Source organism: Caballeronia sordidicola (assembly GCF_000729995.1).
Taxonomy (GTDB): Bacteria; Pseudomonadota; Gammaproteobacteria; order Burkholderiales; family Burkholderiaceae; genus Caballeronia; species Caballeronia sordidicola_A.
In genome coordinates, this window is record NZ_JNFG01000026.1 from 57,807 (window position 1) to 77,916 (window position 20,110).

The 20,110-nt window shown below is 60.5% G+C and carries 17 protein-coding genes; 15 read left to right on the forward strand and 2 right to left on the reverse strand.

Going from position 1 to position 20,110, the window contains the following annotated elements:
• Nucleotides 1–115 precede the first annotated feature (115 nt).
• The 5 genes from FH08_RS0124120 (at nt 116) to FH08_RS0124140 (ending at nt 8,667) form a co-directional block, all read left to right on the forward strand.
• Nucleotides 116–1,354: an MFS transporter gene (locus tag FH08_RS0124120; RefSeq protein ID WP_051888473.1), complete on the forward strand. Its 1,239-nt coding sequence runs from the start codon at nt 116–118 to the stop codon at nt 1,352–1,354.
• Nucleotides 1,355–1,641: 287 nt separating this feature from the next.
• A complete protein-coding gene (locus FH08_RS0124125; protein WP_031360826.1) occupies nt 1,642–4,563 on the forward strand; it encodes an EAL domain-containing protein in 2,922 nt (973 codons plus the stop codon).
• Between the two features lie 989 nt (nt 4,564–5,552).
• Entirely contained in the window at nt 5,553–6,479 is a 927-nt protein-coding gene (locus FH08_RS0124130; RefSeq protein ID WP_031360827.1) for a 2-hydroxyacid dehydrogenase, read from the forward strand.
• Between the two features lie 180 nt (nt 6,480–6,659).
• The gene (locus FH08_RS0124135) at nt 6,660–8,099 is read left to right on the forward strand and encodes an aspartate aminotransferase family protein (RefSeq protein WP_051888474.1); all 1,440 of its coding nucleotides are present in this window, start codon (nt 6,660–6,662) and stop codon (nt 8,097–8,099) included.
• 70 nt (nt 8,100–8,169) lie between these two features.
• Nucleotides 8,170–8,667, forward strand: a complete 498-nt coding sequence (locus FH08_RS0124140) for an Lrp/AsnC family transcriptional regulator (RefSeq protein ID WP_031360829.1) — start codon at nt 8,170–8,172, stop codon at nt 8,665–8,667.
• 6 nt (nt 8,668–8,673) lie between these two features.
• Here FH08_RS0124140 and FH08_RS0124145 read toward each other — a convergent pair whose 3' ends face one another.
• On the reverse strand, nt 8,674–9,585 hold the full coding sequence (locus tag FH08_RS0124145) for a LysR substrate-binding domain-containing protein (RefSeq protein ID WP_031360830.1): 912 nt from the start codon (nt 9,583–9,585) through the stop codon (nt 8,674–8,676).
• A gap of 538 nt (nt 9,586–10,123) precedes the next feature.
• Between FH08_RS0124145 and FH08_RS0124150 the strand changes: the two genes are divergently transcribed.
• The 6 genes from FH08_RS0124150 (at nt 10,124) to FH08_RS0124180 (ending at nt 15,504) form a co-directional block, all read left to right on the forward strand.
• On the forward strand, nt 10,124–11,206 hold the full coding sequence (locus FH08_RS0124150; RefSeq protein WP_031360831.1) for a tartrate dehydrogenase: 1,083 nt from the start codon (nt 10,124–10,126) through the stop codon (nt 11,204–11,206).
• Nucleotides 11,207–11,279: 73 nt separating this feature from the next.
• A complete protein-coding gene (locus FH08_RS0124155; RefSeq protein WP_031360832.1) occupies nt 11,280–12,752 on the forward strand; it encodes an NAD-dependent succinate-semialdehyde dehydrogenase in 1,473 nt (490 codons plus the stop codon).
• Nucleotides 12,749–13,738, forward strand: a complete 990-nt coding sequence (locus FH08_RS0124160) for a succinylglutamate desuccinylase/aspartoacylase domain-containing protein (RefSeq protein ID WP_031360833.1) — start codon at nt 12,749–12,751, stop codon at nt 13,736–13,738. The genes FH08_RS0124155 and FH08_RS0124160 overlap by 4 nt, the downstream gene beginning before the upstream one ends.
• A 37-nt stretch (nt 13,739–13,775) precedes the next feature.
• The gene (locus tag FH08_RS0124165; protein WP_031360834.1) at nt 13,776–14,120 is read left to right on the forward strand and encodes a cupin domain-containing protein; all 345 of its coding nucleotides are present in this window, start codon (nt 13,776–13,778) and stop codon (nt 14,118–14,120) included.
• Between the two features lie 385 nt (nt 14,121–14,505).
• Nucleotides 14,506–14,718: a DUF2934 domain-containing protein gene (locus FH08_RS0124175; protein ID WP_031360836.1), complete on the forward strand. Its 213-nt coding sequence runs from the start codon at nt 14,506–14,508 to the stop codon at nt 14,716–14,718.
• 588 nt (nt 14,719–15,306) lie between these two features.
• A complete protein-coding gene (locus tag FH08_RS0124180) occupies nt 15,307–15,504 on the forward strand; it encodes a hypothetical protein (RefSeq protein ID WP_031360837.1) in 198 nt (65 codons plus the stop codon).
• Nucleotides 15,505–15,607: 103 nt separating this feature from the next.
• Here FH08_RS0124180 and FH08_RS0124185 read toward each other — a convergent pair whose 3' ends face one another.
• Complete coding sequence (locus tag FH08_RS0124185; RefSeq protein WP_419178024.1) at nt 15,608–17,197, reverse strand: alkaline phosphatase family protein; 1,590 nt, start codon at nt 17,195–17,197, stop codon at nt 15,608–15,610.
• Nucleotides 17,198–17,730: 533 nt separating this feature from the next.
• On the opposite strand from FH08_RS0124185, the gene FH08_RS0124190 reads away from it, so the two are divergent.
• The 4 genes from FH08_RS0124190 to arsB are packed head-to-tail and all read left to right on the forward strand — an operon-like array spanning nt 17,731 to nt 20,110.
• A complete protein-coding gene (locus FH08_RS0124190; RefSeq protein ID WP_031360839.1) occupies nt 17,731–18,060 on the forward strand; it encodes an ArsR/SmtB family transcription factor in 330 nt (109 codons plus the stop codon).
• Nucleotides 18,060–18,518 carry an ArsI/CadI family heavy metal resistance metalloenzyme gene (locus FH08_RS0124195; RefSeq protein WP_031360840.1) on the forward strand — a complete coding sequence of 153 codons (459 nt, stop codon included), beginning with the start codon at nt 18,060–18,062 and terminating at the stop codon, nt 18,516–18,518. Before FH08_RS0124190 ends, FH08_RS0124195 begins: the two co-directional genes overlap by 1 nt.
• A 13-nt stretch (nt 18,519–18,531) precedes the next feature.
• On the forward strand, nt 18,532–19,053 hold the full coding sequence (locus tag FH08_RS0124200; protein ID WP_031360841.1) for an arsenate reductase ArsC: 522 nt from the start codon (nt 18,532–18,534) through the stop codon (nt 19,051–19,053).
• A complete protein-coding gene (gene arsB / locus FH08_RS0124205; RefSeq protein WP_031360842.1) occupies nt 19,040–20,110 on the forward strand; it encodes an ACR3 family arsenite efflux transporter in 1,071 nt (356 codons plus the stop codon). The genes FH08_RS0124200 and arsB overlap by 14 nt, the downstream gene beginning before the upstream one ends.

Below are 20,110 nucleotides of genomic sequence, written 5' to 3' on the forward strand. Positions count from 1 at the left end.
GGCAGCGCAGCAACACCGTTCAGCACGGCCGTGCGAGCCTTCGCGGATGCGGAAGACTAATTATTTCGCGATAATGCTGCATTGCGCTTCGCCCACAACCCACAATTTTTCCCCAATGTCCATTATCGATGTCCCCAATGACCCGCTCACGCGCGTGATCGCGCCCTATGGCGCGGGTCCCGCCGAACTCGCCCTGGCAATCGGAGGCCTGGCAATCGGCACGGGTGAGTTCGCGTCCATGACCATCCTGCCGGTCATCGCGAACGGCCTCGGTACGTCGCTGCCCACCACGGGTCACATCATCAGCGCGTATGCGTTGGGCGTGGTGATAGGCGCGCCGCTCATCACCATTTTCTTCGCGAAGATCCCGCGCCGCGCGATGTTGATCGGCCTGATGCTGATGTTCGCGTTCGGCAATCTGCTCAGCGCGCTCGCGCCGAATTACCCACTGCTGCTGATCGCGCGCTTTATTTCCGGCGTCCCGCATGGCGCGTATTTCGGTGTGGCGGCGTTGACAGCCGCCTCGCTCGTACCGCCCGACCGGCGCGCGCGGGCAATCGGACGCGTGATGCTTGGCCTGACGATCGCCAATATCTTCGGCGTGCCGCTCGCGACGTGGCTCGGCCAATGGCTCGGTTGGCGCGCGGATTTTTTGCTTGTCGGCACGCTCGGCATCCTTACGATGATTGGCGTACGCATCTTTCTCCCGCCCATTCACGCGGGCGGCGCTACGCCGCGCCGCGAGCTTGGCGTGTTCAGGCGCCTGCAAGTGTGGCTGACGCTATCGGTGATCGCGGTCGGCTTCGGCGGGCTGTTTGCGGTGTACACCTACATCACGCCGACGCTGCTGAACGTGACCCATGTGGCGCCCTGGCGCGTGCCGCTGTTGCTCGGCGCGCTGGGGGTCGGCATGACGGCGGGCAGCCTGATTGGCGGCGTGCTGGCTGACAAGTCGCGCCTCTGGACCATCTTCGGCATGCTGATCTGGAACGCCGCCGCACTGGCCGCTTTCGCCTATTCTTCGGCCAACGAATGGACGGCCACGCTCAACCTGTTCGCCATGGGACTCGGCATAGCCGTGGTCCCGGCCGTGCAGACGCGCCTGATGGACGTGGCCGGTGATGCCCAGACCGTCGCGGCTGCGCTCAATCATTCGGCCTTCAACATTGCGAATGCGCTGGGTGCGTGGGCGGGCGGTGTAGTGGTCGCGATGGGATTCGGACTCGAGGCCACGGGCTGGACTGGTGCGCTCCTCGCCTGTGGCGGGATCGTGCTGCTGGGAGTTTCAGTAGCAGTGGAACGGCGCTCATTGATGTCCGGCCCTGCGACGGTATGCGGTTCGTCGGGCGCGTGATGGCGTGATGGCGTGATGGCGTGATGGCGTGGTGGCGTGGTGGCGTGATGTGGGATCTGCGACGCACCACATTGAACGTGCATACGGGAGCAGGACAGGCTGACTCTTACCATCTTACGAAAACCCTAAAGCCCCAAGCTGCTGTGCCGTTATAGTGATCAGGTGCGTGCGCACACAAACGAAGGAGCGGCGTTTTCAATCCCTCCAGTGTCCGGATGAAGAGTAGCAACATCGACATCGAACGAGATTGAATCAGGAGCCGGGGGAGCCTTCGGCTCGGAGCGCCGATGAACGCCTTTCCCGCTTACCCCACCACGCAGATGGCCGACGACAGCAGCAACGACTCCGCTGCGCACGTCGCTCACGCGATCATTGACCCGGCGGGATGGACCCACGCGGACAGTTCGGTCGACGTGCTGTTGCGCACTGCCCGCGCGCAGGTCGATACCACCGAGTGGGTGTGGTACCAGGCAGGCGAAGACCTCCATCTCGCGGGTCAGGGCGATGCCTCGCAAACGTGGCCCTGCCTTCTCACCGCCGACACCTTCCACGCCTTCTGCACGGCCCGGCGCCTGAGTCTCTGGCCGACGGGCAGCGGCGAAAGCATCCTCGGCTGGCTGCTCGCGCCTGCCAGCCACGCGGGAAGTCAAAAGCTCTCCGACCTTGCCCGCAGCCTGGGTGAAGCCCTGCAGACCGACGCGCTGGCACGCGCGCAAAACACCCAGCGCGTACTCTACGAAATCGCCTATCTCGCGAGCTCCGTGCGTGAACGATCGGCGTTCCTGCTCGGCGTGCACCAGCAACTCGCCACGCTGATCGATGCGGAAAATTTCTATCTCGCGCTTTACGACGCGCCGAGCGGCGGGATCACCTACCCGTATTATGTCGATGTGATCGATTCCGACGCGCTCGATTGCGCGACCTACGACACGCTCGATCCAACCCGCCTGTCGCTGACCGGCCAGGTGCTGACCTCGGCCCAGCCGCTTCTGATCGACGCCGCCGGCATCCTTGCCGCCGAGCAGGAAGGCCGCTTCTATTGCGTGGGAGATCGCCCCGAATACTGGATGGGTGCGCCGCTCAAGAACGCCTCCGACGAAGTCTTCGGCATGATCGCCATGCAGGTGTACGACGTCTCGCGAATCTACAGCGTGGAGGACCGCGCGCTGTTCCTGGTCGTCGCCAGGCACGTCGCAATGGCGCTCGACCGGATTCTGCATCGCGACGATCTGGAACAAACGGTATCGCGCCGGACTTCTGAGTTATCCGAACTAAACTACGCGTTGAGACAGGAGATTGCAGAACGCAAACGGGCCGAACATTTGCAAGGGGCGTTGTTCCAGATCGCAGAGCTGTCGAGCCGGCACGGCGACATGATGGAGTTTTTCCAGAGCCTGCACGGGATTGTCGGCGAGTTGCTGTATGCGCAAAACTTCTACATCGCGCTGGTCGACAGGTCGACGGCGACCGTGTCCTTTCCCTACTACGTAGACGAACTGCTGAACACCCATCCCGCGCCACGACGTAACCAGCGCGGCCTGACCGAGTATGTGATCAGGCAACGCCGCCCCTGCCTGATCGACCTCGCTGAGGCCACGCGTCTGGTTGACAGCGGCGAAATAGAACGCTCGGGCGAGAGCATCAAGCTGCGTTCGTGGCTGGGCATTCCGCTTTTCGACGGCGACGTCGTGCGCGGTGTGCTCGCCGTGCAAAGTTATTCCACCCGCGTGCGGTACTCGTTGCGCGACCAGGAACTGCTGACGTTCGTCTCGCGCCATATCGATACCGCCCTCTCGCGACGCAGCGCCGCCGAAGCCCTGCATGCAGCCAACCATGAGCTCGAGGAACGCGTGCAGAACCGCACGCGCGAGCTCGATCTTGCCAACGCCCGGCTGCAACACGAAAACTCGCACGACGCGCTGACCGGTCTGCCGAACCGCAGCCACCTGCTGCAGCGCCTGAGCGAGGCGTGGCGCGATCATCATGGCGAAGGCGAGCAACTGGCCGTGATGTTTATCGACCTCGACCGCTTCAAGGTGGTGAACGACAGTCTCGGTCATCATTTCGGCGACCTGCTGCTGGTGCAGGCAGCGGCCCGCCTGCGTAGCTGTCTGCGCGAGAACGACCTGCTCGCGCGCCTGGGCGGCGACGAGTTCGCGGTGCTGTCGCCGGGTGCGCCGCTGGATACCGCCGTGGCAATTGCGGAACGGATCCTGGCGGCATTCGACCTGCCGTTTCATATAGACGACCACGTGGTGTTTTCGTCGTGCAGCATTGGTATTGTCAGTCCCGACAGCCAGTTTCACAACGAGCCGGCCGATCTCCTGCGCGATGCCGATACCGCCATGTATCGCGTGAAGAACGGCGGCCGCGACAGTTTTGTCGTGTTCAACCATGCGCTGCGTCGCGAGGTGTCCGATCAGGTCGAACGCGAAGGAGCACTGCGCAATGCGCTCAAGCGCGACGACGAACTGGTGCCGTATTTCCAGCCTATTGTTTGCGTGAACAGCGGCCAGCTCGTGGCGCTTGAAGCGTTGATCCGATGGCGCCAACCCGACGGCCGCGTCATCACGCCGGGCGAGTTCCTGCCGGCGGTGGAAGGCTTGCGCCTGATCGGGAGGCTCGATCTCTACATGCTCACGCGCGTTGCTGTGATCCTCGCACAGCCGCAACACGCTGACTGGCCGCCGGTGCATGTGAACTGTTCGAGCTACAGCATGACGCGCCCGGAGTTCGCCGATGACGTCCTCGCCCTGCTCGCGCGTCACGGCGTCGCGCCGTCGCGGATCTGCCTGGAGCTGACGGAAGGTGCGCTGGTTGCCGAGCCCGATCTCGCCAGGCGTTCAATGCAACGTCTTGGTGATCACGGCATGTCGGTGGTACTCGATGACTTCGGCGCTGGATTTTCGTCGCTGAGTTATGTGCATCAGTATCGCTTCAGCGGACTGAAAATCGACCAGTCGTTTATCTTTGAGCTGACTACCAGCCCGCGCAGCCGCGCGATCGTACGGGCAATCGTGCGGATGGCGGAGTCGCTGGACCTGACGCTCGTGGCGGAAGGCGTGGAAGATGCAGCCACGCTCGCCGTGCTGCGCGAGATGGGTGCTGCGCAGGCGCAGGGGTACTACTTTGCTCAGCCCATGCCGCTGGAAGAGCTCTTGCTGACCACGCTCGCGCCGCGCTTGCAGGCGCTGACTCAAGAGCCTTGAGGCTTTGATCGCGGAGTGGCGCTCAACACGCGCCTTCGTGACTTCGCCTATCCTGTGAGCTGATCTGTCACGGCGAGACTGCCCATGCGCCCCGCTTCCGCCAGTTTCCAGGGTTAGCGGTCTGATTCAGTGCCGGGTTGCTGCTTTCAAGGTTAGTGGTCTGCTTAGGTTTGCTAATTTCTTTATCACTATTAGCCACTGCGCGTGGCGGCGCGTCATTTCTTGGTCCTTAGCGACAAAGAAACGAAGCAAAGAAAGCGCTTTCAGAACGAGGGCTCGTAAGTTGACCTAGCGTGCAGCTTCTACGTTTTTGGCACCCCAAAAGCACGGTGCTCGCCAGAACCACGGATGTGTGAAACCCTCCTTCTCCGAACACGGATACCCACACGCTTCGCCACCAGTGACTGAACCTGCCCAAGGGGCACCCCGCGCTATCCGCGGACAACCATCCACCGAATTTGGACGCACGCCGAACCACGTCGCCAACCCACCAAGAAGTGAAGCCGCAGAGTACGTAAGGCCATACCGACAAAAATAATGGCGCGGATCAAGCAGCCAGCCAACCAAACGATGAAACACTAAAAGCGCGTGAGCGCCGTGCGGGTTGCTTGGCAAGCGTGCTTGCCCGAGAGCGTACGGGGCGAAGCGTGTGCGTGTAAGAATTCGCGAGAAGGAGGGGTTCAAACATCCGTCGTTCTGGCGAGCACCGTGCTTTTGGGGTGCCAAAAACATGGAAACTGCACGCTAGGTCAACTTACGAGCCCTCGTTCTGAAAGCGTTTTCTTTGCTTCGTTTCTTTGTCGCTTTGGACAAAGAAATGACGCGCCGCCACGCGCAGTGGCTAATAGTGATAAAGAAAATAGCCAACTCAAGCAGACCACTAACTCAGAAAGCAGCAACCCGGCAATGACTCCGACCGCTAACCCTTGAACCTAGCAACCCGGCATCAACTCCGACCACCACCCCCCCCGTCCACCGGCGCGAGCGAAATGACATTTCTCTATAAGGGCAGTCCCGAACGCGGAGCCCAATGGGCGCGGCTCTTTGCCCAAAAAGCCCCCAACATCCCCTTCCACGTGTGGCCTGAAACCGGCGACCCCGCGAAGGTCCGCTACCTCGCCGCCTGGCAACCACCCGAAGACCCCGCACGCACCCTGCCGAACCTCGAAGTCGTGTTCTCGGTCGGTGCAGGCGTCGATCAATTCGACCTCTCCGGCGTGCCCGAACACATCCCGGTAGTCCGCATGATCGAGCCCGGCATCGTCGAGGGAATGGTCGAATACGTCACCCACGCAGTGCTTACCCTCCACCGCGACCTCATCGACTATCAACTCCAACAGCAACAAAAAAACTGGAACCCGCTGCCAGTACGCGCAGCGTCATCCCGACGCATCGGCGTGCTCGGCCTCGGCGTACTGGGCACTGCTGTGCTGGAACGGCTGAAACTATTCGGCTTCGCCTGCGCCGGCTGGAGCCGCTCAGGCCGGGACATCGAAGGCGTCGAATGCTACGCCGGCGCCAGCACCCTCGACACGTTCCTAGCCCGCACCGACATCCTGATCTGCCTGCTCCCCCTCACCGACGCCACCCGCGGCGTGCTCAACACAACGCTATTCAACAAGCTGCCACACGGCGCATCACTGATTCAAACCGGCCGCGGCCCGCATCTCAATCAGGACGACCTGCTCGCTGCACTCGCGAGCGGCCAGCTACAAAACGCCATTCTCGACGTCACGGATCCCGAACCCCTCCCGCAAACGCATCCGCTATGGATGCACCCGCGCGTGCGGATCACGCCGCACATCGCCAGTGAAACACGGTCGGACAGCGCCGTGGAAGTCGTGCTCGAGAATCTGCGCCGGCATCGCGAAGGGTTGCCGATGATTGGACAAATCGATCGCAACCGCGGTTACTGAATTTGGCCACTTGCCCGCGCGAATCAGCGCTTTTTCGCGTCCGCGGCAGAAAATGCTGCTGGCGCGCTGCAAAACGCGGCATCCGAGCTATTTCACGAATTGTTTAGGGCGACGGACTTATACCGTCTTTCTCTAGTATGGAACGGTCATCAGCCCCTTTCCGCGACGAGAAAAATCCCCATGTCGATCCAATCGCTCATTGAAGCCGACCGTAAGCATCTGATTCATCCGGTCATCAACTACCGCGCTCACGAAGCCCGCGGCGTCACCGTCCTCGAATCCGCCCGCGGCGCATTCCTGCGCGACGCCGAAGGCAACGAGCTCCTCGACGCCTTCTCCGGCCTCTGGTGCGTGAACGTTGGCTACGGCCAGCCAAGCATCGTGAAAGTAGCGGCCGAACAAATGACCCGCCTGCCCTACGCCACCAGCTATTTCCACTTCGGCAACGCACCCGCGATCGAATTGGCCGAGAAACTGGTCGAGTTGTCGCCCGCCTCGCTGCAGCACGTGTATTTCACGTTGGGCGGATCGGATGCGGTCGACTCCGCACTGCGCTTCATCACGCATTACTTCAACGCAACCGGCCGGCCATCGAAGAAACACATCATCGCGCTCGAACGCGGTTACCACGGGTCATCGGCGGTCGGCGCAGGACTCACCGCCCTGCCGGCGTTCCATCGCAACTTCGACGTGCCGCTGCCGAACCAGCATCACATCCCGTCGCCGTACGCGTATCGCAACAATTTCGCCGACGACGCAGCGCTTATCGCCGCGTCCGTAGCCGCACTGGAAACGAAGGTCGCGGCACTCGGCGCGGACAACGTCGCCGCATTCTTCTGCGAGCCGATCCAGGGCTCAGGCGGCGTGATCGTGCCGCCGTTCGGCTGGCTCAAAGCCATGCGCGAAACCTGCCGGAAGCTCGACATCCTGTTCGTCGCCGATGAAGTCATCACCGGTTTCGGCCGCACCGGCCCGCTGTTCGCCTGCCAAGCCGAAGAAGTCGAGCCGGACCTGATGACGGTCGCCAAGGGCCTGACGGCCGGTTACGCACCCATGGGCGCGGTATTGATGTCGGACGCTGTGTACCAAGGGATCGCTGACGGCGACGCTGCCGCGATCGTCGGACATGGTCATACGTATTCGGCGCATCCGGTCAGCGCAGCCATCGCCCTGGAAGTGCTGCGCCTCTATCACGAAGGCGGCCTGCTCGAGAACGGCGTTCGTCACGCCGAGCGATTCGCACGCGGCCTCGACGCGCTGCTGGCGCATCCGCTGGTCGGCGATTCACGCCATCGCGGATTGCTGGGCGCGCTTGAACTTGTCTCCGATAAGGAAACCAGACAAGGCTTCGACCCAGCGCTTAACTTGTCCGAGCGGATCACCGCCGCCGCTTACCGGAACCGTCTGGTGTTCCGCGCGTTCGGCGACAACATCCTGGGTTTCGCGCCGGCTCTCAGCTACACCGACGCCGAGTTCGACCTGATGTTCGAGCGCCTTGAGAAGACACTCGACGACGTGCTCGCCGAACCCGAAGTCCGCGCCGCGCTGAAGCTCAAGACCGCGCCAGGCGGAGCCGCAAGCGGAGCCCAAGCCAAGGTGAAAACCCACGTAGCTGCGTGATAAGATCGAATGACACTGGTGGGACGCCACTGTCGAGACGATCCCACGCAACTGGAGAGACCCCCTGACGATGAGCAGCGAAGGCAAGCTTGACCGCATAGATCTGCGCATCCTTTCGCAATTGCAGAAGAAAGGCCGCATCACGAATGTCGAGCTGGCCGACGCGGTCGGGCTCTCGCCGAGCCCATGCCTGATCCGCGTGAAGCGACTGGAGAAGGCGGGATATATCGTCGGATACGGCGCGCAGATTCAGTTGGAAAAGCTCGGCGACGTACAGATTGTCTTCACCGAAGTCACCCTCGCCGATCATCGCCGCGAGGACTTCATCAAGTTCGTCGCGGCAATCAAGGACGTGGATGAGATCGTGGAGTGCCATCTGGCAAGCGGCGGATACGACTACCTGCTCAAGTTCGTCACGCGCAGCGTCAGTCACTACCAAAGCATTATTGAAGGCTTGCTCGAGCGTGACATAGGCATTGAGAAGTACTTCAGCTTTATCATCATCAAGTCGGCGTTCGTGAAGAACCACTACCCGCTCGAAAGTTTGTTTTCACAGAATCATAGTTAGCGAATCTTAGGGCGCCGGCAAGTTCCATTGCGCGAACTCGTCGGCGAGAAAGTCCACGCATACCCGCACTTTCGCGGATGACGCCAACCGCGCCGGGTACACCGCCCAGACGTTGGCGGGCTGCGTGACATCGGGCAGCACTTGCACTAACTTCTCGCTCTCAAGCAATGGGCGAACGTCCCACAGCGAGCGCAGCACGATTCCGCGCCCGGCCAGCGCCCATTGCACCGCGACCTCGCCGTGATTCGTCGACAACGGCCCGGTCACCTTGATCGAAACCGGTTCGCCACGCACATGCAAGCGCCACAAACCGAACGGATGATCGCGCTCCTTGATCGCGAGGCACGCATGGCTCGCGAGATCGGCCAGTTGCCTCGGCGCGCCATGACGTTCCACATACTCCGGCGAAGCGCACAGCACCCGATGATTCGACGCCAGCCGCTTGGCAATCAAATGCGCCGCAATCTCGTCGCCAATCCGGATATCCAGATCGAAGCCTTCCCCCGCCACATCGACCAGCCGGTCGAACAGGTCCAGGCGCACACTCAGTTGCGGATGTTGATCGGAAAGACGTGCCAGCGCGGGCGCCACGATATGCCGTCCAAAACCAAAGCTGCTGGAAATGCGCAGCGTGCCGCGGGGAATGCGGCGCGTGGTGGACACGTCTTCCACGAGATGGTCGACGTCATCGAGGATTTTCTCCGCCCACGCATAGACCCGTTCGCCCGCCTCGGTAATGGCGACACGGCGCGTGGAGCGATGCAGCAGGCGTGTGCCCAGGTCGTTTTCGAGCACGCTCACGCGCTTGCTGACGTACGCCGCCGAGACCGACAGGACCTCTGCCGCCGCGCTGAAGCTGGACTTGCGGGCGACGGTGCAGAAGACGCGAAGATCATCGAGGTTCGGGGAAGACGGGATATTCATTATTCACGCTTCGTGCACAGTGGCTTAACCAAAACGCTGATTTTAAGCCTTGTAGAGCGGAATAAAATAATAACCAAAGCTCCATATCCTACCAACGGCTTTACCCTGGGTGGATCAGCGACGAGGTTGGACGAGCATACGAATTCGGAGGGGGGTTATCCGCGGATAGCGCGGGGTAAACCTTGGGCAGATTCAGTCACTGGTGGCGAAGCGTGTGGGTATCCGTGTTCGGAGAAAGAGGGGTTCACACATCCGCAGTTCTTGCGAGCACCGTGCTTTTGGGGTGCCAAAAGCGTGGAGACTGCACGCTAGGTCAACTTATGAGCCCTCGTTCTGAAAGCGTTTTCTTTGCGTCGTTTCTTTGTCGCTTTGGACAAAGAAACGACGCGCCGCCACGCGCAGTGGCTAACAGTGATAAAGAAAACATCCAACTCACACAGACCGCTAAGGCCGAAAGCAGCAACCCGCCAACGACCCCGACCGCTAACGCAACCAAAACCCCGACACGTATAAACCCTTACCAGGACCAACCATGACGAAGACCTACAAGATCGCAATTATTCCCGGCGATGGCATCGGCACGGAAGTCATGCCCGAAGCCATCCGTGTGCTCGACGCCGCCACGAAGCGCTTCGGCATTTCCATCGAATACAAGCACATAGAATGGGCCAGCTGCGACTACTACCAAAAGCACGGCCAGATGATGCCCGACGACTGGAAAGCGCAACTGCAGGACTGCAACGCCATCCTCTTCGGCGCGGTCGGCTGGCCCGACACCGTTCCCGATCACATCTCGCTGTGGGGCTCGCTCCTTAAATTCCGCCGCGAATTCGACCAGTACATCAACCTGCGCCCCGCGCGTTTGTTCGAAGGCGTGCCGTCGCCGCTCGCAAACCGCAAGGCCGGCGATATCGACTTCTGGATCGTGCGCGAAAACACCGAAGGCGAATATTCATCGGTGGGTGGCGTGATGTTCGAAGGCACGGACCGCGAATTCGTGCTGCAGGAATCCGTCTTCACGCGCCACGGCAGCGAGCGCGTGCTGAAATTTGCATTCGATCTCGCCCAGCGCCGCGAGAAGAAAAAGATCACGGTCGCGACGAAGAGCAACGGCATTGCCATCAGCATGCCGTGGTGGGACCAGCGCGCCGCTGAAGTCGCGGCGCTCTATCCGGACGTGAAATGGGACAAGCAGCACATCGACATCCTGTGCGCCCGCTTCGTTCTCAATCCGGACCGCTTCGACGTGGTCGTGGCGACCAACCTTTTCGGCGACATCCTCTCGGACCTCGGACCTGCATGCACTGGCACCATCGGCCTCGCGCCTTCGGCCAACCTGAATCCCGAGCGCAAATTCCCGTCGCTGTTTGAACCAGTGCATGGATCGGCGCCGGACATCGCGGGCAAGAACATCGCGAATCCGGTGGCCATGATCTGGTCGGCGGCCATGATGCTCGAGTTCCTCGGTGACTTCAAAGGCCCGGAACGGGACGCGCACGACGCGATCCTTGCGGCTATCGAAGCAACGCTCAAGGAAGGCCCGCATACCGGCGACCTCGGCGGCAAGGCGAACACAACAGAAGTCGGTCAGGCAATCGCGGCACGGCTGGCTTGAAGCTGCGAGCTCAAACCAGCAGGTTTAAAGCAATGCGCTTAAATTAGTTAGCTTAAATCAGGAGCATGGACTTATGACACGCCAATTCGAACTGAAGGAATTGATCCGCTCGGACAATTTCATCGATGGCCAATGGCGCCCGGCCGCTGATGGCGCGCGCTTCGCCGTCACCGATCCGGCCACCGGCACGGTCATCACGCAAGTCGCCGACAGCAGCCCCGCTGACGCCCGCGCCGCCACTGACGCAGCCGCTCGCGCGGCGCCTGCATGGCGCGACTTGCTGCCGAAAGAACGCGCAACGATCCTGCATAAATGGAACGCGCTGATCCTGGCGAATCAGGACGCGCTCGGCGCGCTGATCTCGCTGGAACAAGGCAAGCCGCTAGCTGAAGGCCGGGGCGAAGTGGCGTATGGCGCGTCGTACGTCGCCTGGTTCGCCGACGAAGCGACGCGCATCTACGGCGACATCATTCCGCAGCAGCAACGCGGCAAGCGCATGACGGCGGTGAAGGAACCCATCGGCATAGTCGCTGCCATCACGCCGTGGAATTTCCCGCTGGCGATGATCGCGCGCAAGATCGCACCGGCGCTCGCGGCCGGCTGCACGGTAGTCGCAAAGCCCGCTGAAGACACACCGCTGACGGCCTCGGCGTTAGTGCTTCTGGCACACGAAGCCGGCGTGCCGGCAGGCGTGCTGAACCTCATTACCGCCTCGCGCGATCATGCGGTGGCGACCGTTGCCGACTGGCTTGAAGACGCGCGCGTGCGCAAGATTACGTTCACCGGATCGACGCCGGTGGGCAAGTATCTGGCGCGTGAATCGGCGGGGACGCTGAAGAAGTTATCGCTGGAACTGGGTGGCAATGCACCGTTCATTGTCTTCGATGACGCCGACCTCGACGCCGCCGTCACGGGCCTTCTCGCCTCCAAGTTCCGCAATGGCGGACAGACCTGCGTGTGCCCCAACCGCGTGTATGTACAAGCGGGTGTCTACGATAAATTCGCCGACCTGCTGAGCCGTCGCGTTGCCGAGCTGAAGGTCGCACCGGCCACCGACGCCGACGCGCAGATCGGTCCAATGATCAACAGCCGTGCACTCGACAAGATCGCTCGCCACGTGGACGACGCCCTCGCGCATGGCGCGCGTGTGCTCGCCGGCGGCAAGCGGCTGCCCGAACTCGGCCCGAATTACTACGCGCCGACCGTGCTCGCCGACGCCACCCAAGAGATGCTCCTCTCCGGCGAAGAGACCTTCGGACCGGTCGCGGCATTGTTCCGTTTCGACGATGAAGCCGAAGCCATTGAGGCCGCCAACAACACACCGTTTGGCCTCGCTTCGTATTTCTATAGCCAGGATGTGCGGCGCATTGACCGCGTATCGCGAGCGCTGCAAGCGGGCATTGTTGGTATCAACGAAGGCGCGCTGGCCAGCGAAGCGGCGCCCTTTGGCGGCGTGAAAGAATCGGGCTATGGACGCGAAGGATCGAAGTATGGCCTCGACGACTACCTGTCCATCAAGTACCTGTGTCAGGGGAATCTGGCATGAGCACGCCGGCTGAACATTATCCGATCGAGGTCACGTTCCCCGATATCTCGGTGCATGCGGAGTCCGAGTCGGGCGTCCCGTACGTGCACACGTTCGACTCCGGAGCGCCGGGGCCACACGTGATGATCAACGCGCTGACGCATGGTAACGAGGTGTGCGGCGCGATTGTGGTCGACGCGTTGCTGCGCTTGAAATTGCGGCCGCGGCGCGGCCGCTTGACGCTTTCGTTTGCGAACGTCGCGGCGTATGCGAGCTTCGATGCTTCAAAGCCCGACGCCGCCCGTTTCGTCGATCAGGACTTCAACCGTGTGTGGACCAGCAAGGTACTCGACGACACATCGCGTACGTCCAGCGAGCTCGCACGGGCTCGCGAGATGCGTCCGGTCATCGATACGGTAGATGCCTTGCTGGACCTCCATTCAATGCACGAACGCAGCAAGCCGCTGATTGTCGCGGGTCCGCTGGACAAAGGTATCGACTTGTCGTTGCGGCTCGGCACGCCTGCCACGGTGATCTGCGATGAAGGTCATCCCGAAGGCCGCCGGATGCGCGACTACGAGGGTTTCGGCGACGCCGCCAGCCCGAAGAACGCGTTGTTGATCGAATGCGGACAGCATTGGGAGCGCAGCGCTGTCACCGTCGCCCGCGATACGACCGCGCGCTTCCTGCTGCTATCCGGCGTGATCGAAAAAGAAGACTTGCCCAGCGACTGGCTTAGCCCCTTGCCGCAAACCATGCATGTTGTACGCGTGACGCAACCGGTCGTGGCGGAAAGCATGGATTTTCGCTTTGCCGCGCCTTACACGGGCCTGGAAATTTTCCCCGAAGCGGGAAGCCTGATTGGCTGGTCGAACGGCGAGCCGATCCACACGCCTTATGACAACTGCATGCTGGTGATGCCGTCGCTTCGGCAATTACGTCCGGGCGTGACCGTCGTGCGCCTGGGGAAAATCGAGCGAACCGTAGAGCGGGATAGCGCGGTCTGACGTCACGCTTCGCATATAACGAATCAATAAGGTCCACATGAAGGTTCAGCAAATCAAGCAGAGCGTCAACCTGCAAAATCTCGAGGATTGGGGCAGCGCCGGCTTGCCTGGCACGACGCCGATTAAGGTCTCGGGCGTGCAACGCGTGATCAAAGGCAGTGAAGCAATTGATACCGGTATTTTCGAATGTACGGCGGGGACGTACCGGCGCACGGTGAAGCAGGCGGAAGTGATGCATTTCCTGGCGGGACGCGGGCGCTTCACGGCGGACGGCGAAGACACGATTCACTTCGCGAGCGGCGACACCCTGTTTTTTGAAGCGAATACCGAAGGGCTGTGGGAAGTGGAAGAAGCCATGCGCAAGGTGTATGTGATTTTTTAGTACTTGAAGTATTCGGGCGATGCGATGCCTGGCACAAGCAATGTGATCCAATTCGGCCGCTGGTAAATGGCGGTCGTATTGGAGCGGCGTTTCATCGCCCGATCGCGCGCGATGGATCCGCACAACGTGACTAAACTCAGACACCCTGCCTTTGCGCATGCGTACGCACGCGCCCCGCGTGGCAATTCTTTCCTCATACGTTAATTTGCGGCTCTGACCGCCACGTCGCCATTTATTTAAACGCGACGCGATACCCCCATCCTCAGTCTTCGGGTGTCACGAAAATTGCTGCCTGTGTCGTTAAGCTCAAGCGAGCTTCACGCGGTCACGCTTTTGCGTTGACCGATGTTTTTCGGATCAGGTATTCACTTTTACGGGGCAGACTATGGACGTCCAGATGTCGGAAGAGCAGATTCGCACGCTTGCGTTCCATCTTTGGGAACAAGACGGTAGTCCTGACGGACGCGCGGACGAGTATTGGGGGAAAGCACGGCAGCAGTTGGGTCTGGGAGGTGCCGCGCAGGATGAGACCGAGACGGAGACCGCAGGATTTGGCGAAGAACCCGAGGCGACGTCGGGTCGCCCGCTGGCTGAATAAAAGCCAATACGCCGAGCGACTCGGTTTTGAGTTCGTGCGGGGCCAAGTGACGCAAAGCAGAGATTGTTTTGCACTCACGCATGGCGCTTAATGGAACCGCAACACCTTCGGAAAACAGTACACCACGTCTGCATCGCGGGACACCGCATCGCTGTTCGCGTGGTCGTTCTTGAAACGTATCCGCCTTGTGAACCACCAACCGATCACACCAACCGCACCTCGCGCGGTGATGTCGTGTGACCCTTTGGCCCTGGCCTGGGAAACGTCGATTGCGGTTAAACCCTAAGAGCCGGTAGTACCTGCCGCTCGCGATAGTCCCAATCAAACGCAAGCCAAGTGCGCTCCCGTTTGCGGGCATTCAAGACTGTTGCCCTAAACATACGCTTAACACTAGACCGGTCCGGCCAGCGCGGGTTTGCGCTGCCGCATTGGTAACACTACCGATGTCCCGAACCCTGCGGTTGGCGCTTACTGGAAGAACACGAACTGCGGCTGTCCGGTGTTTGGTCTCGGGATTGCGCCAATGCGCATACGTCTACCGGGGCACGCCGTTGTTTTCGCCGATAACTAAACGAAGTGGTGTTCAACATGAAGACGTTCAATCATCTCAATGCCTCGACCGCATCGCCGGCAGTAAGCCGTAGCGCAGTAACCAAGGCAGCAGCCAAAACCGAAAAGCAGTGCTCCTCCTATGTGTCGATGCTCCAGGCGCCCATGACCGTTCTCGCCTGCAATGTGTCCGATCGCGCCGACATCACCGCCATTGCAATACTTGGGTATAACTAGGCGCTTTGTTGCACGGGTGTTCTTCTGAAACTGCAAGGAGCGGACCGCATCGACTTGATCGATGCGGCTGCCACGCCGGCGCCCACAGCATTCGCATCCTTCATCAAAATCCCAGGCCGGGAAGCACCTGCGTCCCCTCCTGCGCGACTGACTCCAATAGCGTGGGATTGACGTCGAGCGACTTCAGGATAGTCGGCGCAACCTGCGTCATGCTGACCGTGCTGGCGATGGTTGCGGGATGCAGCGCGGGATACGACACAAGCAGGCCCAGATGACTGTCGTCAGGCGCATTGCCGCCGTGCTCCGCGTCTTTCTTCTTGCTCTTCGTATAGATCACGCCCGGATTCGGCTGCACGATGATGTCGGGCGTACGGCCCTGCGCGGGGTCACCGAACTTCGCGGCGAGCGCCGCGCCTGAAAGGATCGACGCTTGCGGTCCATCGGCGCAAATACCTTTAGGTGTACACGCAAGATTGGCTTTCAGCGACGCAACCACTGCGCCCGTCTGCGACTGATCCCGCAGCCAGATGAGACCAAGGTCGTCGGTCTGCACCAGGCCCGTGCCGGCCAGACCCGAACCGTCATTCAGGTTGCCGCTCCTGGTCGCCGCTTGTCCGAACTTGCCTTGCCTGTCGAGGGTGTTATTCGCTTCGAGCAACGCCGTGAGCGTGTCGCCGTTCTTGACCAGTTTCGTGTGGTCGGCCGGCGACTGGCCGTGCTTCGATGTAACGATGATGACCGTCGATCCGTACAGGTTTTTTGTTTTCAGCTCAGCCACGATCTGTCCCAGCGCGTTGTCCGCGTAGGCTATGGCGGCAGCCACTTGCGGACCCGGTGTGAACTGCGGATCGGCGTAGCCGCCCCCGCTTGCATTCGGCGCCTTTTGCGCCACGCTCAAGGTCTGCAAATTAGTTCCGAACAGTGTGGGCACGCTGGCACTGTTCGCCCCCGTCGAATCCTTGCCGTCGATCTGGTTGATGATGGCCCGCACATGCAGGTTGTCGAATTTTTCCGTGTGCGTGTAGACGTCGGTGTAGTCGGTTTTCATGGCCGGGTCCACGGAGTTGATCTCGGTGCGCGCGAGGTCGTCCACGCCCTTGCCCGACGGTCCGTTCACCCAGTCGTAACCCCAGGCGTGTTTGTCGGCCCATGCAGTGCGCGCGTTCGCGAGCTGTTGCTTCACCACTTCGAAGACCGTATTGGTCTTCAGGTAGTTATGGGGATAGACCGGTGTGCAGACGCCATTGATCTTTGCATTCGGAATGGCCTGCGGGTTGAACGCACCGCCGCCATCGAGATGGGTCAGCGCGCCGCCGTTGATCGCGTCAATACCTGTGGTTTCATCGAATACGACATTCCAGCCCTGGGGACCAGCGCATTGCGTATCGCCCGGTGCGTAGAGCGTGCGGTCATAAGAGACGTCGTAGAACAAGCCCGCTGACTTCGGCGAGCCGCCCGTCAGAATAGCGGCCAGCCCTGGGAACGAGTCGGACAATCCGGGCGTGTACGCGTTCGAGTACGTGACACCGGTTTGGGCGAGCGATGCAATGTTGGGACAGGTCTTCGCCGCCGTGCAGTTCGCAAGATCCTGTTCATGCAGGCCATCGATGCTGACAAGCAGCACGCGCCGGGCGTTGGTAATCCCGTTGGTAATCCGGTTGGTAATCCCGTTGGCCGTCGCGGCGGTAGTCATGTTGCCGGTGCTGCAGGCAGCCACCATGAGCGCCCCCAGCAAACTCGCCGTTGCGGCAAGGCGAAATCGATTATTCATTCCCGTATCTCCAGACCATCGAACTGTTTTAGTGAGCAGCAACGCGCCCCGATTCAATTGACGCACTTCTCATTAGTCTGGATTAACAACGAGTCATCGCTATTACCGAAATATTTCGATTACCTTAACTTCCGTATAAGTTAACTACCCATCCGTCGCGTCTCGCGCATTCAGGATAATGACCGCTGCAGCGTCCCCTGGTTTTTCGATAGCTGTTCAGTACGTCGCTTCTGTCTCACTTCGGAAGACCGGATCGAGGAGCACAAGGTCAGTTGATTTGCCATAGTAAGCCGGACATTGATGCGGGACATCCCTCGCTCACAAACGGCCCATCAATCAACAACCCGCGCTCACTAAGTTCAAGCGCGCCCCTTCTATTCCACTCGCACACAGTCCCCTCGAACATCATTTCGATAATACTTGAAATGTGGAAAAGATAGATCTATCCTACCCGCATGGACCCAAACCTCGTCGTACGCGCCTTGAGTGCTCTCGCACATGAATCGCGACTAGCGATTTTCCGAACGCTCGTAGTCGCCGGCCCCGATGGGATGCCGGCAGGCGAAATTGCGCAGCAACTCAGCCTCGCGCCTTCAAGTCTGTCCTTTCATCTCAAGGATCTGTCACACGCAGACCTCGTGAAAGCCCGGCAGGAAGGACGCTATATCTACTATTCGGCCAATTTCGACGCAATGAATGGCCTTGTCGGTTTTCTCACCGAGAACTGCTGTGCTGGCACGGCATGCGCGGCGAGCAGTCCTCCGGCCTGCTGCGGAGATCAATGATGAAGCGAATGCACGTCCACGTGTCTGTCCAAAGCCTGACCGAGAGCATCCGCTTCTATAGCGCTATGTTCGGAAATGTCGAGCCGACTGTGCTCAAAGTCGATTACTGCAAGTGGGAGCTGAAAGATCCTGCAGTCAACTTCGCCATTTCTCAACGAGGCGCAAAACCCGGCGTCGACCACATGGGGATCCAGGTCGAGACCAATGAAGAACTGGCAGAGATGAACGCTCGCTTTGCCGCTGCCGACCTGCCCGTGCAAGAGCAGACAGCGGCGAACTGCTGCTATGCGAAGTCAAACAAGGCTTGGACCGTCGACCCGCAAGGTGTGGCTTGGGAAACCTTCAGGACGCTCGCGACCGCGCCCACCTATGGGCAGTCAAGAAATGAACCCAATCATTCGACGGATGCCTGCTGCACACCGACCGCGTCCACCATCGAATCCAAAAGTCGCGCGTGACTGACAGACGCGCGTGACTGACAGACAATACTCAATCCTCATCCTGTGCACAGGCAACAGCTCGCGCAGCGTCATGGCTGAAGCTCTTTTCAACACACTCGGCAAGGGGCGCTTCAAGGCGTATAGCGCGGGGAGCCATCCCAGCGGAACGGTCAACCCTTTCGCTATCGAGCGCTGCGAGTCACTCGGCTACGACGTCTCACAACTGCGCAGCAAGAGCTGGGATGAATTTGCAACGCTCGACGCACCGCACATGGATTTCGTCATTACAGTCTGCGATCAGGCCGCGGGCGAAATCTGCCCGATCTGGCCGGGTAAGCCGATGACCGCTCATTGGGGTTTCGAGGATCCGGCCGCGTTCGAGGGCACGGATGAAGAAAAGCGCCAAGTGTTCAGCAGGGTGTACCGGCAGATACTCGGCCGGGTGAGCCAGTTCGTGAACTTGCCGCTGCACGTATTGGACGGCAATGCCATTCAGCGCGAGTTACGCGCGATCGGTGAGCGGCCAGCAGAGGGACCGAATGAGCAGCACTGAGCACGCCGTTTCGGCATTGAAGCCCGTCATCGGATTTTTCGAGCGCTACCTGACAGTGTGGGTCGCGTTATGCATCGTCGGCGGTATCGCTGCGGGCCAACTTTTGCCGGGCGCGTTTCAAGCCATCGGCCGCATGGAAGTTGCCCACGTCAACCTGCCGGTGGCGGTGCTGATCTGGATCATGATCATCCCCATGCTCGTGAAGATCGACTTTGCGGCCATGACTCAGGTGAAGAGCCAATGGCGCGGGATCGGGGTCACGTTATTCGTCAACTGGTTCGTCAAGCCATTCTCCATGGCACTTCTTGGCTGGATTTTCATCCGCCACGTGTTCGCGCCATGGTTGCCGGCGAACCAGCTCGACAGCTACGTTGCCGGCCTGATCCTGCTGGCTGCCGCGCCATGTACGGCGATGGTGTTTGTCTGGTCGCAACTGTGCAAGGGCGATCCCTATTTCACGCTATCGCAAGTGGCATTGAACGACTCCATCATGATCGTGGCCTTTGCGCCGCTCGTGGCGCTTCTGCTGGGGCTATCGGCCATTACGGTGCCGTGGGATACGCTGATCGCCTCGGTCGGCCTTTACATCATCGTGCCGGTGATTCTTGCGCAGATGATCCGGCGTTTGTTGCTCGCGAAAGGCGAAGCGCATTTTAAACGTCTCGTGGCAAGGCTCGGTCCGTATTCAATTTCGGCGTTGCTCGCGACGCTCGTGCTCCTGTTCGCGTTTCAGGGAGAAGCCATCGTTCACGAGCCAATGGTCATCGCCATGCTGGCCGTGCCTATCCTGATCCAGGTCTTCTTTAATTCGGGCTTGGCTTATCTGCTCAATCGCAGGCTAGGTGTCGCCCATTGCGTAGCAGGCCCGTCGAGCCTGATTGGCGCGAGCAACTTCTTCGAGCTGGCCGTGGCCACCGCGATCAGCCTCTTTGGGTTCCACTCGGGCGCCGCGTTGGCCACGGTGGTCGGGGTGCTCATCGAGGTGCCGGTCATGTTGCTGGTGGTCGGCGTCGTTAACCGCTCGCAACACTGGTATGAAACAGCGTTGTTGGACTAA

Coding starts and splice junctions, on each gene's coding strand:
- FH08_RS0124120 (WP_051888473.1), top strand. CDS start 116: ATGTCCATTATCGATGTCCCCAATGACCCGCTCACGCGCGTGATCGCG.
- FH08_RS0124125 (WP_031360826.1), top strand. CDS start 1,642: ATGAACGCCTTTCCCGCTTACCCCACCACGCAGATGGCCGACGACAGC.
- FH08_RS0124130 (WP_031360827.1), top strand. CDS start 5,553: ATGACATTTCTCTATAAGGGCAGTCCCGAACGCGGAGCCCAATGGGCG.
- FH08_RS0124135 (WP_051888474.1), top strand. CDS start 6,660: ATGTCGATCCAATCGCTCATTGAAGCCGACCGTAAGCATCTGATTCAT.
- FH08_RS0124140 (WP_031360829.1), top strand. CDS start 8,170: ATGAGCAGCGAAGGCAAGCTTGACCGCATAGATCTGCGCATCCTTTCG.
- FH08_RS0124150 (WP_031360831.1), top strand. CDS start 10,124: ATGACGAAGACCTACAAGATCGCAATTATTCCCGGCGATGGCATCGGC.
- FH08_RS0124155 (WP_031360832.1), top strand. CDS start 11,280: ATGACACGCCAATTCGAACTGAAGGAATTGATCCGCTCGGACAATTTC.
- FH08_RS0124160 (WP_031360833.1), top strand. CDS start 12,749: ATGAGCACGCCGGCTGAACATTATCCGATCGAGGTCACGTTCCCCGAT.
- FH08_RS0124165 (WP_031360834.1), top strand. CDS start 13,776: ATGAAGGTTCAGCAAATCAAGCAGAGCGTCAACCTGCAAAATCTCGAG.
- FH08_RS0124175 (WP_031360836.1), top strand. CDS start 14,506: ATGGACGTCCAGATGTCGGAAGAGCAGATTCGCACGCTTGCGTTCCAT.
- FH08_RS0124180 (WP_031360837.1), top strand. CDS start 15,307: ATGAAGACGTTCAATCATCTCAATGCCTCGACCGCATCGCCGGCAGTA.
- FH08_RS0124185 (WP_419178024.1), bottom strand. CDS start 17,197: ATGACTACCGCCGCGACGGCCAACGGGATTACCAACCGGATTACCAAC.
- FH08_RS0124190 (WP_031360839.1), top strand. CDS start 17,731: ATGGACCCAAACCTCGTCGTACGCGCCTTGAGTGCTCTCGCACATGAA.
- FH08_RS0124195 (WP_031360840.1), top strand. CDS start 18,060: ATGAAGCGAATGCACGTCCACGTGTCTGTCCAAAGCCTGACCGAGAGC.
- arsB (WP_031360842.1), top strand. CDS start 19,040: ATGAGCAGCACTGAGCACGCCGTTTCGGCATTGAAGCCCGTCATCGGA.